The sequence below is a fragment of the Fervidobacterium gondwanense DSM 13020 genome, from assembly GCF_900143265.1.
Classification (GTDB): domain Bacteria; phylum Thermotogota; class Thermotogae; order Thermotogales; family Fervidobacteriaceae; genus Fervidobacterium; species Fervidobacterium gondwanense.
On the sequence record NZ_FRDJ01000009.1, the window covers coordinates 26,426 to 40,587 of the forward strand.

The following is a 14,162-nucleotide window of genomic DNA, read 5'->3' on the forward strand; positions in this document are numbered from 1 at the left end:
TCAAAAATATTCTATCATATGGTAGAATTAAATTGAATGATTATCAAACATGTTGGGGGTAGAAATATGAGAATAGGAATTGTCGGTGCGGGCGTTGTCGGAAGCCTTATAGCAAGGGAATTATGCCGGTACGATGTTGAGGTTATCATTTTCGAAAAAGCTTCTGATGTAGGAATGGGAGTCACGAAAGCTAATTCAGCCATTGTGCATGCCGGTTATGATGATGAGCCAGGTACTGTTCGCTCCAAGTTCTGTGTTCCAGGAAATGCGATCTATTCGGAACTTTCTAAAGAATTACAATTTGACCTCAAAAGAATAGGTTCCTTGGTGCTTGCTTTCAAAGACGAAGAGCTTAAGACGCTTGAAGAGCTATACAAGCGTGGCGAGCAAAATAATGTACCTGGAATAGAGATTTGGGATAGAGATAAGATACTGGCATATGAACCAAACGTAAATCCGGAAGTTATAGCAGCACTCTGGGCACCTACAGCTGGTATTACCGAACCATGGATGGTTGCAATGGCAGCGGTAGAAAATGCCATTCAGAATGGTGCAAAGCTTTATTTGAATACAGAAATACTTGACATATCTACTGTAGACGGAAAAATAAAGAAAGTGATTACAAACATTGGAGAATTTGAAGTAGACGCTTTGGTCAATGCAGCCGGTATGTATGCGGATGAAATTGCGAAAAAAGCGGGCGCAGAATACGTGCCACTTCATCCACGTAAAGGAGAATACATTCTCTTAGACAAGCAAGAATTCGGAGGTTTTGTAAAAAGTGTACTCTTCCCGACGCCTTCAATTCTCGGAAAAGGTACACTCGTGACCCCAACCGTTGATGGTGGAATATTAGTTGGCCCAACTGCCGTGGATTTGCCACCTGAAAAAGAGTTTAGGGAAGATACCTCAACAACCTTCGAAGGCTTCGAAGCCCTAATGTCAAAAGCTTTGAGAATGACCCCTCTCATCGATTTCAGAGCCTCGATAAAAACGTTTGCTGGTTTAAGGCCAGAAAGTCCGCAAAAGGACTTTTTCATTGGTAGAACGAGCGTTTTCGGATTTTTCAACGTCATGGCTATGCGTTCTCCGGGCTTGACTGCAGCACCAGCTATAGCCAAGTACATTGTTGAGGAAATCCAAGAAGCTATGGGAGAAAATTTCACAACTAAGAAAGACTTTAACCCTTTAAGGGAAAGAATTAAGAAATACGCAGAACTTCCACCTGCTTTGTGGGACGAGGAAATACGGAAAGATCCTCTTGCTGGAAAGATGATATGTTTTTGCAATAAAGTGACTGAAAAAGAAATTCTTGAAGCTATAAAGAAAGGTGCCAAAACAATCGATGGAATAAAGTTCCGTACAAGAGCCATGTTTGGAAGTTGCCAAGGCGGATTTTGCATGCACAGAATAATGAAGATATTAGCGCGTGAATTGAATATAGATATATCAGAAATAAAACTGAGAAGTGAAAAAAGTCAAATTCTCAACGGGCGGGTGAGGGAAATATGACCGAGAAAAATATAGATGTTTTAGTCATCGGTGCAGGTGCAGCAGGTCTTGGCGCTGCGATTGGCGCAGCCCGGGAAGGAGTTAACAATGTTGTTATAGTAGAACGAGATGATAGAAGTGGTGGAATTTTAAATCAATGTATCCATAACGGGTTCGGATTGCACTATTTTAGGGAAGAGTTGACAGGACCTGAATATGCCGAGCGCATAAAAAGTATAGTCGCACAGTATCCAAATATCGATGTAAAAGTCGAACAATATGTCCATCAGATCGATCACAGAAGGAAAGAAGTCATCGTGGCTTCAACCGAAGGTATAACAATTTACAGGCCAAAGTCTTTGGTAGTTGCCACTGGTGCAAGAGAAAGACCTATGGGCGGCGTTTTGGTGCCAGGTACAAGACCTGCCGGTGTATTCACAGCTGGTGTTGCGCAAAGGTTCGTAAACTTAGAAAACAGGTTACCAGGTAAACGAGCTCTTATAGTAGGTTCTGGAGATATAGGACTGATTATGGCAAGAAGGTTGACTTTGGAAGGTGTTGAGGTTGTTGCGGTAGTAGAACGTATGCCATATCCTGGCGGTCTGGAAAGAAACATACGACAGTGCCTGAAAGATTTTGATATCCCACTTTACCTTAGCCATACAGTCGTTGGTATTTACGGCAAAGAGAGGTTAGAGGAAGTTGTGATAGCACAGTTAGACGAAAGTTTTAAGCCTATACCGGGAACTGAGAAAAAGTTTAAAGTTGATACATTAGTTCTCTCGGTTGGTCTCATTCCACAATCGACACTTTTCAAAGATTTCTTAAAAATAGACTCCTGGACTAAGGGTATAGTTACATCGAGTAGTGGAAGGTCATCTTTGAATTGGGTATTTGCAGCAGGTAATTGTACTGTCATATATGATTTAGTTGACTGGGTCACAGATGAGGGAACAATCGCTGGAAAATTTGCTGCTATGTATGCTAAGAACAATTGGGAACCAGCAAGATTTTTTGTTGAGAAAGGTACAAACGTTGGGATATTATTCCCTTCATGGTATGAAGAAGGAACGAACCTTAACCTGTATCTGAGAGTTAAAAAGCCGATTGCAGAGGGAACAATAAGAGTTAAGCAAAGAAACAACTTGCTTTACAGTAAGAAACATCTCAACCTACTCCCGAGTGAGATGGTGAGTATAAAGATTCCGGAATCCAAACTTGGTAGCGGTGACATACTCGTGGAGGTGTTAGAATGATAACTGAAGAAATGGTGTGCATAATGTGTCCACTTGGCTGTAGACTAATTGTGACAAAAGAAGACACTGGAGAAATTAAAGTAACGGGTAATAAATGTCCAAGAGGTGTTGAATACGGAAAGCAAGAAATGACAGAACCGTTGCGAATTCTAACCTCAAGTGTACTTGTTATAAACGGCGAGATTCCATTAGTTTCAGTAAAAACAACCAAACCTGTTCCAAGAAGACTGATAAATGATATTATGAAAATACTTAAACAAACGAAAGTCCAAGCACCTATCAAAGCTGGTGAAGTAATTATAGAAAACATACTTAACACGGGAGTTGATATAGTTGCAACAAGAAATGTCGAAAGAATTTGAAGAATCAGAAAGGAGTTTCCTGGATTTTCTTCCAAAACCTAATGTAAATCCAATAGAGCTCTCAACAGATACACTCGCCTACCTTGGTGATGCAATTTTTAATCTATTCATAAAAATATATACATTAAAAGACTGGAAAGTTAGAGAATTACACAAAGCAGCGAGTAAATACGTTTCAAGAGAAGGACAGAGCAGATTTCTTAAAACACTCTTGCCTTTGCTTACTGAAGAAGAACTCGATATAGTAAGAAGGGGCGTGAACAGTAAGGGAGCAAGAAAGCATGGTAATGACCGCTTTTATATGGAAAGCACAGGATTTGAAGCTCTAATTGGTTATCTTTATTTAGTTGACCAAAAGAGACTAGCCTTTCTTTTGAAGGAGGGAATAAGATGGGTAGAAGTGTGATTATCGACGGTTCAATCGTATATACGGATTCTAGTGAAATACTTAGTAACCCAGGTTTTGAAGCACTTCTGAGAGAGTATATAGACGTTTTAAAAGAAAGGAATTCTCCGCTATTAAGAACTTTAGAAGCCTTTCGAATTGGCGAAGATTATGACATTAGGCATATAGTTGAATACCTTCATTTACTCACCTTACGGAATATCCGCGAGATAACTACTATTATAAATTACGTTAATCCTGAGGATTTAGCAAAATTCGTTGAGTCTTTTTACTCTTTTTGGAGAAATAAACACAGATTTATGATGAAAAGAGAAAGCTATACGTTAGATAGTGCAAGAAAAACGAGCATTGTGTTTACTGCAGCAATGGTTGCTGAAGAATTTAAGAATTTAGTCAGAAATCTCTACAGGACAATAATGAAAAATATAATTTCAGATAATACAAATATAATACGTCAGTTGCCGAGCGGCGCACAGGTTACTTTCCTTGTAGACACATTCGAGTGCACCCAAGAAAAATTGAGACACTTTGATAACGTTCCTGTCATCTGGGGTGCTATTTTTGATCCGCCTGTTATATTCTATACTAAATCAAACAAGAGAAAAGGAACACTTCCTGTCGTTGAGAATAGAGTATTAGATAGGATAAAGTTGCCAAATAAAGAACGTGATTGGTACTTGGTGCCAATTTTAGCTGCAGAATTATTAATCTATATTTATGTCCACAAGGAATTCTTGTCACATGCCGCAGGTCTTGGAAATCTCTTTCAGTTTGCAGAGCTTATAGACATGAAGAGCAAGCAAGTTTCAGGTGTTCTAATATTCGGGTTACAACCAGAATTGATACCAGACTATAAACCAGAATGGAAAAACGGTGTGATATTCAAGGAAGAAAACACATACATTGGTGTGATTCCAGCCCTTGATGAGAATGATTATTTTGGATACATGAAAAAAACAATACTTACGCTTCACAATTTGATAAGGGTTGATCAAGGAAAACTTCCAATCCATGGTTCAATGGCGAGGATAGTTTTGAAAAATGGCAAGAGTGCAGTCGCGATGTTCGTAGGTGACAGCGGAGCTGGTAAGAGTGAAACATTAGATGCATTGAACAGATTAGAAGAAGTGGCTTATGTTGACGTTATAATCGATGACATGGGCTCTTTAGACATCGTAAATGGTAGAGTTGTAGCCTACGGAACGGAAACTGGAGCGTTCGTAAGGCTTGATGATTTACCGCCAGGATACGCTTACTACACAATGGACAGAAGTATATTTATGAATCCAGATAAGATAAATGCACGAGTTATAGTACCATTCAACAATTATAAAGAAGTGATAACGCCAACGCCAATTGATTTTTTCTTCTATGCGAACAATTACACAGAAACCGATAACGATGAGGATAGGATCGTCTTCTTTGACGATGTAGAAAAGGCACTTGAAGTATTCTCGGCTGGGCGTCGTATGTCGAAAGGTACAACTTCAGAGGAAGGAATGACAGAAAGTTACTTTGCTAATCCATTTGGCGCCGTACAAAGAAAAGAGGCACACCACAAAATTGCACAGGTATTCATGAAAAAGATGTTCGAAACCGGGGTGAAGGTTGGAGAGATTAGAACGATGCTTGGCGTTGAGGGATACGAAAAAGAAGGAACCTATCTGGCGGCTAAGAGATTGTATAAGATAATCGAGCAGATGTAGAAAGAAGACGGCGGTGAGTGACCTCACCGCCGATTTTTCAATTATCATTGTTCATTATTAGTGTTTTGATTAAAGTAATGTAGCTATCATTATCGCTTTAATTGTGTGCTTTCTGTTCTCTGCTTCATCCCAAACTCTTGATTGTTTGCCTTCTATAACTTCAAATGTTACTTCTTCGCCTTTAACAGCTGGTAAGCAGTGCATAAATATCGTTTCAGGCTTTCCTGTTTTCTTCATAAGTTCTTCGTTAACTTGATATGGCTGGAGCAATTTTCTTCTTTCTGCAGCTTTGTCTTCTTCACCCATTGAGGCCCAGACGTCCGTATAAATGACATCCGCACCTTTGACAGCCTCTTCCGGATTATCTGTAAATTCTATCTTTGCCCCACTCTCTTGAGCAAATTTCAAACATTCGTCAACCAACCACTTTTCCGGTCTGAGTGATTCCGGTGAGCAGATAACGTAGTGCATCCCCATTTTTGCTGCCCCAACCATCAAGGAATTGGCCATATTATTTCTACCATCACCCATAAAGACCATCTTGATACCCTTCAGCCTTCCGAATTCTTCCTCTACCGTCTGTAAGTCAGCTAAGACCTGTGTTGGGTGGAAAAGATCAGTCAAACCATTGTAAACCGGAACACCGGAATACTTTGCAAGAATCTCAACAGTTTCTTGTTTGAATCCTCTGAATTCAATAGCATCAACCATTCTTCCAAGGACCCTTGCTGTATCTTCAACAGACTCTTTTGCACCAAGTTGAATGTCTTGAATGGAAAGGAATATTGGATGTCCGCCTTCCTCAGCGAAAGCAGTCTCAAAAGCTAATCTTGTTCTTGTTGACCTTTTTTCAAAAATCAGAGCAAGCGTTTTTCCAACAAATCTCTGGTGTCTTATACCTGCACGGCTCTCTGCTTTGACCTGTTTGGCAATATCAAGCAAGTACCTTATTTCCTCAGGCGTGTTGTCCATTAAGGAAAGAATAGACTTGCCCTTCATATTTACTGCCATAAAATATACCTCCTTCAATTAGAAATGTTTACACCATAGGTTATGATATTATAAAAAGACATTTTTTCAACCTCAATATAACCTCGCATACTAAAGTAAAACTGTGCATAAAGAAATATAAAAAACTATCAAATTTACCTTTCAAACTAAAATGTATAACCTATTGAAAATTCAACTCCTTCAAGCTTTGTACTATCTATTAAGTACAATGAGTAAATTCCTGAATTGATAATTATGTTTCCTATGTAATATTTCGCTCCAACCCTGACGATGCTCGTGATTTTCTCAAAACCGAATTCAAAAATTGGAAATAACATACCTCCAAAACCGTATAAAGAAATCCTACCAATTTCAAGGTTAATGTCATACTTTGCCTGCCCACCTATTGCTCCAAAGTGCTTCTCGGCCACATCTGTTATATACATCAAACTGAATCCACTTGTTGTGCTCGGACCATTAACGAGATTACTAAGAGTATTAAATTCCAGCGCATAGAGCAATTGACCGGAAAAGGAGTACAATACTCCACTGTTCAGCTCAAATGCAAAACTTGTTGCAAACAAAAGGAACACGATAGCTAAAAAAACAAACTTCTTCATAACTTTACCTCCTTATTGAAAGAGATTCTCATTTTTTCAGTTCTTCCAAAAATCCAGATAATTTTCCCTCATCCAAATATGTTCTATAATAAATCTTTTCGTCGACAGTAATCTTAAGCGGCTTCTGTGTTAGAAGCGGTAGTGCGTGTTTTCTGATATTAAACTTCCCAAGTGAACTGTACAGTTTTGCCAAACTCGCATCGGTGATTATAGACTCAGGTCTTAGAATCGAAACTTGTCCCTTCAGAGAAAAATAATCAAAGATCTGCAACCCTCTCTTGCCATATGTATTAATCATTTCATCAATATTCGAAACACCTATCTTCCTTAAATAATCAGATTTTAAAGTTACCGTGTATACGTAATCAGATTTTATTTGAAGCAATCCTAAGACAGCCACCGCAAAATCTTTTGGATTTGTATTCAAAGCATCTATTTTCGATGAGTTTACGAAAAGAGTTGCCGGTATGTCTATGATATCAACGACCCTTTTGTTGCCATCGACTATGACCAAACTATTGTTTGCTTCGACGATCTTGGATATGTCAGTTGACAAATCTGGTAAATAAAAATAGTACGCTGAAATCTTCGTTAAATCGAATTCAGGTGAGTTCCGAATGGCTGCAATTTTTACTCCAAAATAGAGTCCAATAATAACAAGCAGTATCCCAAAAACAATGATAGTAGGTTTTACCCAGTTTACCTCACGTTCTTTCCTTCTTCCAATGTAGGTCTTTTTGCCACCAGTTCTCATGAGTTTCCTCCTTCCACCAAGTTATTCCATGTCTCTAAGGTATATGGTAGCACGTAAAGGTTGTAGTTAACAGCATAGACAATCTTATTGCGGATTACTTCTTTGTAGGCGATTTCCATATCATAAAATGCAAGTTCTCTTAACTGATTCACTTTGTCGTACACTCTTGTAAATTCAAGCGAGTCAGCCAGTGCGAGCATTTTAGAATACGTTCCAAAATTCGGATGCCCTGAGGTGTGGTATGCTACTCCTAAGAGTACATCTTCATCGGTAATTCCATACTTGCTCTTGATAAATTCCGCGGCTACAAGACCGTGTAACAAAATTGGTTTCTTCTGATGTAACTCAGTTATTTGAATATTGTAAGCTCTTGCCATTCTCATGAGCGTTGTGGCTTCAACATCTCTAAAAACATCATGTGCAAGTGCCATTATCTCAAGAATCTTTGAGTCTACGTTGTACCTTTTAGATAGCCTACGACAAAAATCTACAACTCCGTCCACATGTGGCTTGCGTTCCGGAAGAACGAGTTTACTCACCAAATTTCCTAAGTCTTTAATTACTAACTCCAAATCCATATCATACCTCCACAAGCCTAAGGAATCACTATACTTAAAAATGGTGAAAATCATATGAAAAATCCTCTATCGTATGGATACTTTCAATGAAATACTCTATATTGTCAAACTTCGATTCTGCGTCTTTTTCGTAGAGAGTGGCAAAGGCAATACCAATCATAATATAATCTTTTGAATCCTGCCTTCCAGCTTCAATTGCCGAAACTTCAAATCTCTTCTTCAATTCGTTCACGATACCACGCACTATGCTTCTTTTCTCTTTTAGAGAATTGACCCCAAACAGCCTTATGAGTATTGTGCCATATCCAACTACCATATCGAATGCCCCTATGAATATTCTCTTACTCCAGTTCTTCTATTACGATATTTTCGTTTGTGTAAATACATATTTCTCCTGCAACTTTCATCGATTCTTCGACAATTTTGCGAGCATCAAAGTCAGTGTTGCGAATCAAAACGCGAGCCGCTGCAAGTGCGTAGGGTCCTCCAGAACCTATAGCAGCTATATCTTCATCAGGTTGGATTACTTCACCTGTTCCGGATATTACTAAAAGATGTTCCTTGTCTGCAACAATTAACAGTGCTTCCAACCTTCTGAGCGCCCTATCCATTCTCCAATCCTTCGCCAGTTCTATCGCAGCTTTGAGTAAATTTCCATTCCACTCTCTATATTTCGTTTCGAATCTTTCCAATAAAGTCATGGCATCGGCAACTGCACCTGCAAATCCAGCCAAAACCTTTCCATCACCAATTTTTCTAACCTTTCTGGCACTCGCCTTCATAACTGTATTTCCGTATGTCACCTGGCCATCCGAAGCCATAACTACCTTTCCATTTCTCCTAACCGCAAGTACGGTGGTTGATCTCCACAATTTCTCATTCTTCTCGAATTTTTCTCTATCCATCCTATGCTATTCCTCCCTCCACAACCGTCAGGTTCATTTAGTTTATTTCTTTATCGCCGCTTTTTTGATGCGATTCATTATAGAAAAGAATAAACCCTCTTCTGGGAACTTCTCTATAACAGCATCGGAATAAGGACTCTTGTCTATAAACCTCAGACTTTTATATAAATTTTGCGCAATCGTATATGGCTTTTTAAACTGACCTATAATATAAACATTTTCAGCATCCTTAAGTAGCGAATCCTTAGTTTCTTCTGTACACAATATCAGTGTGTTTGTATTAATGAAATCCTTTAGCGCGTTACTTTCTAAGATTCTTAGCGGCTTATCTGGAGCGTAGTGCCTGTATTTCATTCCAGGAGCAAGTGGTTTGTTGATTTCCATATTTGTTTTGTGATATTCAACTCCACCAAATTCTTTGAATATCTCGTTCAGTTCTTCAAGTGTTATAGGACCCGGACGGAGTACAACAGGCTTTTCACGAGTGAGGTCAACAATCGTTGACTCTATTCCAAACGCACTTGGTCCTGCGTCGATGATACATTCTATTAAACCTTTCAAATCTTCAATGACACTCTGAGCATCTGTTGGACTCGGTCTTCCTGATAAATTAGCACTCGGTGCAGCGATTGGTCCAGAACAATCTATCAATCTCTGCGCAACAGGATGTGCTGGAATTCGTATCCCAACTGTATCAAGTCCAGCAGTAACTTCAGCCGGAATGACATCTTTTTTTCTCAAGACGAATGTTATAGGTCCAGGTGAAAGTTTCTTAATTACTGGTACAAATTTCTCATCTAAATATGCAAAATTGGTGATCTGTTCGATTGAAGAGAGATGGACTATCAAGGGATTATCTTGAGGTCTGCCTTTAACTTCAAATATTTTCTTCACCGCTTCAGGATTAGTCGCGACTGCACCTAATCCGTAAACGGTCTCCGTTGGAAATGCGACAAGCCCTCCGCTTCTCAGCACTTCACACGCCACATCTATAGAATCTGAGTACGGGTCTTTAACAACAACTATCTTTGTCTCCACTGTCGTTACCACCTTCCGTGAGCTTTCTCATTGTAGAGTTCTAAGAAAACAGTTTCGTAACGCTTTAATATATATTTGTTCTTTGTGCTCCACATCATCTCAACATTTCTGTGAAATCCACTTTCTGTATAATTTGTTGAGCCAGTAATAAGAAGAGAATCAACAATTATAAACTTATGATGCAACATTCGACTACTTACGATTACAGAATTGTGCGGCTTGTATTTTAACAAAGGACTTGATAAAAACCATTTATCCGTAACTAATCTAACATCTACCCCTGTACTTTCTTTGTATTTTAGTGAAGCAAGCAGATTTGAATCAGTAAACGCATAAGCACATATCCAGACCCTTTTCTTTGCATTTTGAATAGTTTTTAATACAAATTCTTCTGTCTTATCAACAGGAGATACTTGAAAGTCCTTGACTTTAACAATTGTACCATAATCCCAAGCTTTTAGGAAGAACTCTTTAAATCTCTCAACGTACTGAACTGAAAAGAATATCATGTCATTTAAGCCACTTTCTAAACCACTTTTGCTGAAATTTGCTGATCCGAAAACCACACCATTGTCGTTAACCATGAATTTTACATGGTGGAGTCCTTTTGAGATATCAATCTTCGAATTAATATTTGTAACTGGCTTCTCAGTGAGAACTCTCACGTCTATACCATTCTTTTGAAGACTTATCAACGCGTTTAGTATTTCAGGATGTGAAACATCGAGAGAAGAGACGTAAAGGAAGGAATTAGAACCGTACATAAATTGTAAAATCGTATCTGTTAACGGACCATACTCTGTAAAGCCCACTTTGTAGTCAGACTTTACAGACAGTATCTTGAAAAAGAATATGGTACATATTGGAGCTACTATGCTAAGAATTACTACGTAGGGTATGATTTTGTATCGTGCAAAATTACCTTTCATATACTTAATCTTCTTACACCCCTACAGATAGTCGTTTCCTGTTGAGTACAACAATTAGAGCAAAAAAGAAAATATAGAGAGTTGGAACAAGCAGATGATTTTGAAATGCTTCAAAGCCGTCTACCTTTCTCAGTGCATCAACAGTGTAAGTGATTGGTAAAAATTGAGCTATTGATCTGACTATATGGTTGGCTTGTTTGAGCGGGAAATAAAAGCCTCCAACAAACATCTGGACTTGAAAAAATATCTGCTCAAATATGAAAAGCCTTGAAGTATTCTTAGATACGGTCAAGATTGCCATTGCCATAGAAATCATGACGGCGGATGCCATAGAAACATGAATCAGCATCGTCGGGACGTATCTCATAACTTGCACACCTTTCAGTTGCGCAACAAAACTCAGGACTATCAAACCAATCACAAGGACAATCATACAAATTAGACCGATTAGTGTGTAAAGAGTTATAAGACTCGTCGGAGTTAAATATAACCTTTTAACAATTCCTCTGCGATGCGTATAAGTTAATATATCCAAGAAGCCAAACAAGAAAGCCGATAGAATCGCCATCCCTATAACGCCCGGATAGATAAAATAGTTGTAATTGAATTGTGTAGCATTCAGCTTATGGACGGCATACTCAATTCTTTCTGAACCTCCGATTGAACTGAATACTCCATTTAAAATGTCAGCCGCGATCTGCGATTCCTGCCTTACAGGTACGTAGTATATTTCTATATCCAATTTTCTCATCAATCTTGTGTTTCTCAACAGATTAGCTAACCCGAATCTTGAGTCAAAATCTTTTGGTAACACTACAAAAGCGTTTATCTTCCCATTCTTAAGTTCTTCCTTGAGAACTTCTATATTTGAATTTTCTACAAATTCAGCTTCGAATTGCTTTATAGACGTAAAAACATCTTTCAGTATTTCGCTTTTCCCAAGTATTTTAACCTTAAGACTTATATTTTCCCCGACATTTCCAAAAATCGAGGTCAGTATTAAGAATAATAGTGTTGGAAACAAGACCAACCAAAAAACACTCTCTTTTGACCTTATGAAAAGTTCCTTAAATAGTGCGCTAAAAATCTCAAAAATATGTGCCAAATTATACACATTATCAACCCGCTTTCTTGATTATTAAAAAGAACAAAATCAATGTCGTCAGTCAATCTTTCTACCCGTCAATTTCAAGAAGACATCCTCCAAGGTTGGTTGTCTCACAACGAAGTCATGAATATCGTATTCAAGCAGTTTTTCCAAAATTGGAACAATGTTTATTGCCGAAATATATACATATTCACCTGAGATTATTACATTTTCAAATTCCTCAAGCTTCAGGCCTTCCAAATTTTGTTTCCTAACTTCGACAACCGAATGGAGTCCAGAGGAGGTTATAAGCTCTTGTGGTGTCCCGTGTGCGATTATCTTTCCGTGGTCCATTATGTAGACCCTATCGGAAAGTTGATGTGCTTCTTCCATATAATGTGTTGTAAGTATTATAGTTTTACCTTTTTGCCTGTAGTGTCTTATTATGTCCCATAAGTGCCGACGTATGTGCGGGTCCAATCCAACAGTCGGTTCATCTAAAAAAACTATCTCCGGATCATTGACAAACGCGAGAGCAAGTGCCAATCGTTGCTTCTGACCCCCTGACAAATTCTTAACTCTTGACTTAAGTTTTTCGTTCAGTTCGAATATTTCAATGATTTCCCCAAGATCAACTTTCTTCTTGTACAAAGCTGAGTACATGCGGAGCGTTTCCAGAACCGTTAACTCCTCAAAGAAGAAGTTTTCTTGAAGACAAACCCCTATCAATTCTTTAAACTCCTTTGTGCCGCGGAAAGGTCTATTAAAATAAAATATCTCCCCCCCATCAGGTTTTCTCAAACCCTCGAGTATCTCAACTGTAGTTGTTTTCCCAGCGCCATTTGGTCCGAGGATCGATATTACTTCCCCTTTACGGAGCTCTATTGACACACCGTCGACCGCCCTAACTCCTGGATAATACTTTTTTAAATTCTTTGCACTTAATATAATTTCGCTCAAAGCGTATCACCACCATGGAATATTAATAATTCAGAACAGATTTACCTTTGTTTGAGGTGTAACTTAATGCTATAACTTCCAACGATAAATCCTAAGAGAGTGAAAGAGGTGACTAAAATAAAAAATGCTGTATTGCTAAGCACGTCTATGTCGTATACTTTTTGGAACAGCATGTGAACGTACCGAGGCGTTGTGATGTAAGATACTATTCGGTATGATTTTGGCATAAACTCGATCGGAAAGTAAACCCCAGAAAAGAATATGAAGAGAGTGTAAAGAAGCTGTGCTACGCCTTTTGCAGCCTTTCGAAATGATAAGCCAATCAAGGCTCCAAGGGCTAGATTGAGTAGAACTGACGAGATGACAACTAAGATGTAAATTGGAACTCTCGATGGTGGGATAACAATATCTGCTTTAAAGAGAATTTTGGATGTAAGAATCACAAGAAAAGAAGAGATCAGACCAGTGATAATGTTTGCACCAACCGAGCTGATAAGCAAGTTCGAAGCACTGATCGGAGTAGTTGCCAATCTCTTAAAAAGTCCATATCTGACATAGTCCGTATATATATTTACACCAGCATTCAGACCAACTGAAAGCAGAGAAATGGAAATCACACCTATCATTATGTACTCGAGATCCGAAAGATTCTTGCCGATCGTTATTTGATGAGCTTTCACATTAATAATAGACGTTCGATTGGCTGAAGCGTACTTGAGTTTGAAAGCTTCCAAATCATAACTGTTTTCAAATAGCGCAGACTTGATGTAGACATCTATCTTTCCTTCTCTTGCGACTACAATCGCATCGAATGAACTCTTCTCAATCTCATCGTTGTCCGGTATGTTTTCTAACTCCTGCCACCCAGCTGCTTCAAAAGAAAGCGGCCTGTCGGAAAAATACCCAACAGACTGACCGCTCTCTTGTTTGCCAAAAACTGCTCCAAATAGTATTATGAAAACAACAGGAAGAAGTATGTTCATAAAAAACAGAAATTTATTTCTAAAGTTTACAACGAGAAATGAGTAGAATACCATGATACACCTCATAAAACATTAGGTTTGTCTTATATAAACTTAG

The 14,162-nt window shown here is 38.6% G+C and carries 16 protein-coding genes; 5 read left to right on the forward strand and 11 right to left on the reverse strand.

The annotated features are described in order from the left end of the window. Positions 1–66: 66 nt before the first annotated feature. Genes BUA11_RS07685 through BUA11_RS07705 form a run of 5 tightly spaced genes read left to right on the forward strand, consistent with a single transcriptional unit; the run spans position 67 to position 5,221 of the window. Entirely contained in the window at positions 67–1,512 is a 1,446-nt protein-coding gene (locus BUA11_RS07685; protein WP_072760174.1) for an NAD(P)/FAD-dependent oxidoreductase, read from the forward strand. Next, positions 1,509–2,747: an NAD(P)/FAD-dependent oxidoreductase gene (locus tag BUA11_RS07690; protein ID WP_072760176.1), complete on the forward strand. Its 1,239-nt coding sequence runs from the start codon at positions 1,509–1,511 to the stop codon at positions 2,745–2,747. Before BUA11_RS07685 ends, BUA11_RS07690 begins: the two co-directional genes overlap by 4 nt. Further along, the gene (locus BUA11_RS07695) at positions 2,744–3,109 is read left to right on the forward strand and encodes a DUF1667 domain-containing protein (protein ID WP_072760178.1); all 366 of its coding nucleotides are present in this window, start codon (positions 2,744–2,746) and stop codon (positions 3,107–3,109) included. Before BUA11_RS07690 ends, BUA11_RS07695 begins: the two co-directional genes overlap by 4 nt. Next, the gene (locus BUA11_RS07700; RefSeq protein WP_245789631.1) at positions 3,081–3,515 is read left to right on the forward strand and encodes a ribonuclease III domain-containing protein; all 435 of its coding nucleotides are present in this window, start codon (positions 3,081–3,083) and stop codon (positions 3,513–3,515) included. Before BUA11_RS07695 ends, BUA11_RS07700 begins: the two co-directional genes overlap by 29 nt. Continuing rightward, positions 3,500–5,221: a hypothetical protein gene (locus BUA11_RS07705; RefSeq protein ID WP_072760180.1), complete on the forward strand. Its 1,722-nt coding sequence runs from the start codon at positions 3,500–3,502 to the stop codon at positions 5,219–5,221. Before BUA11_RS07700 ends, BUA11_RS07705 begins: the two co-directional genes overlap by 16 nt. Positions 5,222–5,290: 69 nt before the next feature. Here the strand turns inward: BUA11_RS07705 and argF are convergent, their stop codons facing one another. The 11 genes from argF to BUA11_RS07760 all read right to left on the reverse strand — a co-directional run bounded on the left by argF (position 5,291) and on the right by BUA11_RS07760 (position 14,119). Further along, positions 5,291–6,232: an ornithine carbamoyltransferase gene (gene argF, locus BUA11_RS07710; protein ID WP_072760182.1), complete on the reverse strand. Its 942-nt coding sequence runs from the start codon at positions 6,230–6,232 to the stop codon at positions 5,291–5,293. A gap of 146 nt (positions 6,233–6,378) precedes the next feature. Continuing rightward, positions 6,379–6,831, reverse strand: coding sequence for a hypothetical protein (locus BUA11_RS07715; RefSeq protein WP_072760184.1), 453 nt, complete (start codon positions 6,829–6,831; stop codon positions 6,379–6,381). A gap of 28 nt (positions 6,832–6,859) precedes the next feature. Next, entirely contained in the window at positions 6,860–7,585 is a 726-nt protein-coding gene (locus BUA11_RS07720; RefSeq protein ID WP_072760186.1) for a hypothetical protein, read from the reverse strand. Continuing rightward, positions 7,582–8,163, reverse strand: coding sequence for a bis(5'-nucleosyl)-tetraphosphatase (symmetrical) YqeK (yqeK, locus tag BUA11_RS07725; protein WP_084634411.1), 582 nt, complete (start codon positions 8,161–8,163; stop codon positions 7,582–7,584). The genes BUA11_RS07720 and yqeK overlap by 4 nt, the downstream gene beginning before the upstream one ends. Positions 8,164–8,197: 34 nt before the next feature. Beyond that, a complete protein-coding gene (locus tag BUA11_RS07730; RefSeq protein WP_072760188.1) occupies positions 8,198–8,479 on the reverse strand; it encodes a DUF503 domain-containing protein in 282 nt (93 codons plus the stop codon). 25 nt (positions 8,480–8,504) lie between these two features. After that, positions 8,505–9,068 carry an ATP-dependent protease subunit HslV gene (hslV, locus tag BUA11_RS07735; RefSeq protein ID WP_072760190.1) on the reverse strand — a complete coding sequence of 188 codons (564 nt, stop codon included), beginning with the start codon at positions 9,066–9,068 and terminating at the stop codon, positions 8,505–8,507. A gap of 42 nt (positions 9,069–9,110) precedes the next feature. Next, entirely contained in the window at positions 9,111–10,106 is a 996-nt protein-coding gene (locus BUA11_RS07740) for an L-threonylcarbamoyladenylate synthase (RefSeq protein WP_072760192.1), read from the reverse strand. A gap of 5 nt (positions 10,107–10,111) precedes the next feature. After that, positions 10,112–11,035: a phospholipase D-like domain-containing protein gene (locus BUA11_RS07745; protein WP_084634412.1), complete on the reverse strand. Its 924-nt coding sequence runs from the start codon at positions 11,033–11,035 to the stop codon at positions 10,112–10,114. Between the two features lie 13 nt (positions 11,036–11,048). Then, entirely contained in the window at positions 11,049–12,149 is a 1,101-nt protein-coding gene (locus BUA11_RS07750; protein WP_072760194.1) for an ABC transporter permease, read from the reverse strand. A gap of 48 nt (positions 12,150–12,197) precedes the next feature. Then, entirely contained in the window at positions 12,198–13,082 is an 885-nt protein-coding gene (locus BUA11_RS07755) for an ABC transporter ATP-binding protein (RefSeq protein WP_072760196.1), read from the reverse strand. Positions 13,083–13,123: 41 nt separating this feature from the next. Then, the gene (locus tag BUA11_RS07760; RefSeq protein ID WP_072760198.1) at positions 13,124–14,119 is read right to left on the reverse strand and encodes an ABC transporter permease; all 996 of its coding nucleotides are present in this window, start codon (positions 14,117–14,119) and stop codon (positions 13,124–13,126) included. Positions 14,120–14,162 lie beyond the last annotated feature (43 nt).

Bases quoted from the DNA above. Each gene is read 5' to 3' on its own strand.
- hslV (WP_072760190.1), bottom strand. From the start codon at position 9,068: ATGGATAGAGAAAAATTCGAGAAGAATGAGAAATTGTGGAGATCAACC.
- BUA11_RS07705 (WP_072760180.1), top strand. From the start codon at position 3,500: ATGGGTAGAAGTGTGATTATCGACGGTTCAATCGTATATACGGATTCT.
- BUA11_RS07695 (WP_072760178.1), top strand. From the start codon at position 2,744: ATGATAACTGAAGAAATGGTGTGCATAATGTGTCCACTTGGCTGTAGA.
- yqeK (WP_084634411.1), bottom strand. From the start codon at position 8,163: ATGGATTTGGAGTTAGTAATTAAAGACTTAGGAAATTTGGTGAGTAAA.
- BUA11_RS07685 (WP_072760174.1), top strand. From the start codon at position 67: ATGAGAATAGGAATTGTCGGTGCGGGCGTTGTCGGAAGCCTTATAGCA.
- BUA11_RS07690 (WP_072760176.1), top strand. From the start codon at position 1,509: ATGACCGAGAAAAATATAGATGTTTTAGTCATCGGTGCAGGTGCAGCA.
- BUA11_RS07720 (WP_072760186.1), bottom strand. From the start codon at position 7,585: ATGAGAACTGGTGGCAAAAAGACCTACATTGGAAGAAGGAAAGAACGT.
- BUA11_RS07715 (WP_072760184.1), bottom strand. From the start codon at position 6,831: ATGAAGAAGTTTGTTTTTTTAGCTATCGTGTTCCTTTTGTTTGCAACA.
- argF (WP_072760182.1), bottom strand. From the start codon at position 6,232: ATGGCAGTAAATATGAAGGGCAAGTCTATTCTTTCCTTAATGGACAAC.
- BUA11_RS07760 (WP_072760198.1), bottom strand. From the start codon at position 14,119: ATGGTATTCTACTCATTTCTCGTTGTAAACTTTAGAAATAAATTTCTG.
- BUA11_RS07730 (WP_072760188.1), bottom strand. From the start codon at position 8,479: ATGGTAGTTGGATATGGCACAATACTCATAAGGCTGTTTGGGGTCAAT.
- BUA11_RS07745 (WP_084634412.1), bottom strand. From the start codon at position 11,035: ATGAAAGGTAATTTTGCACGATACAAAATCATACCCTACGTAGTAATT.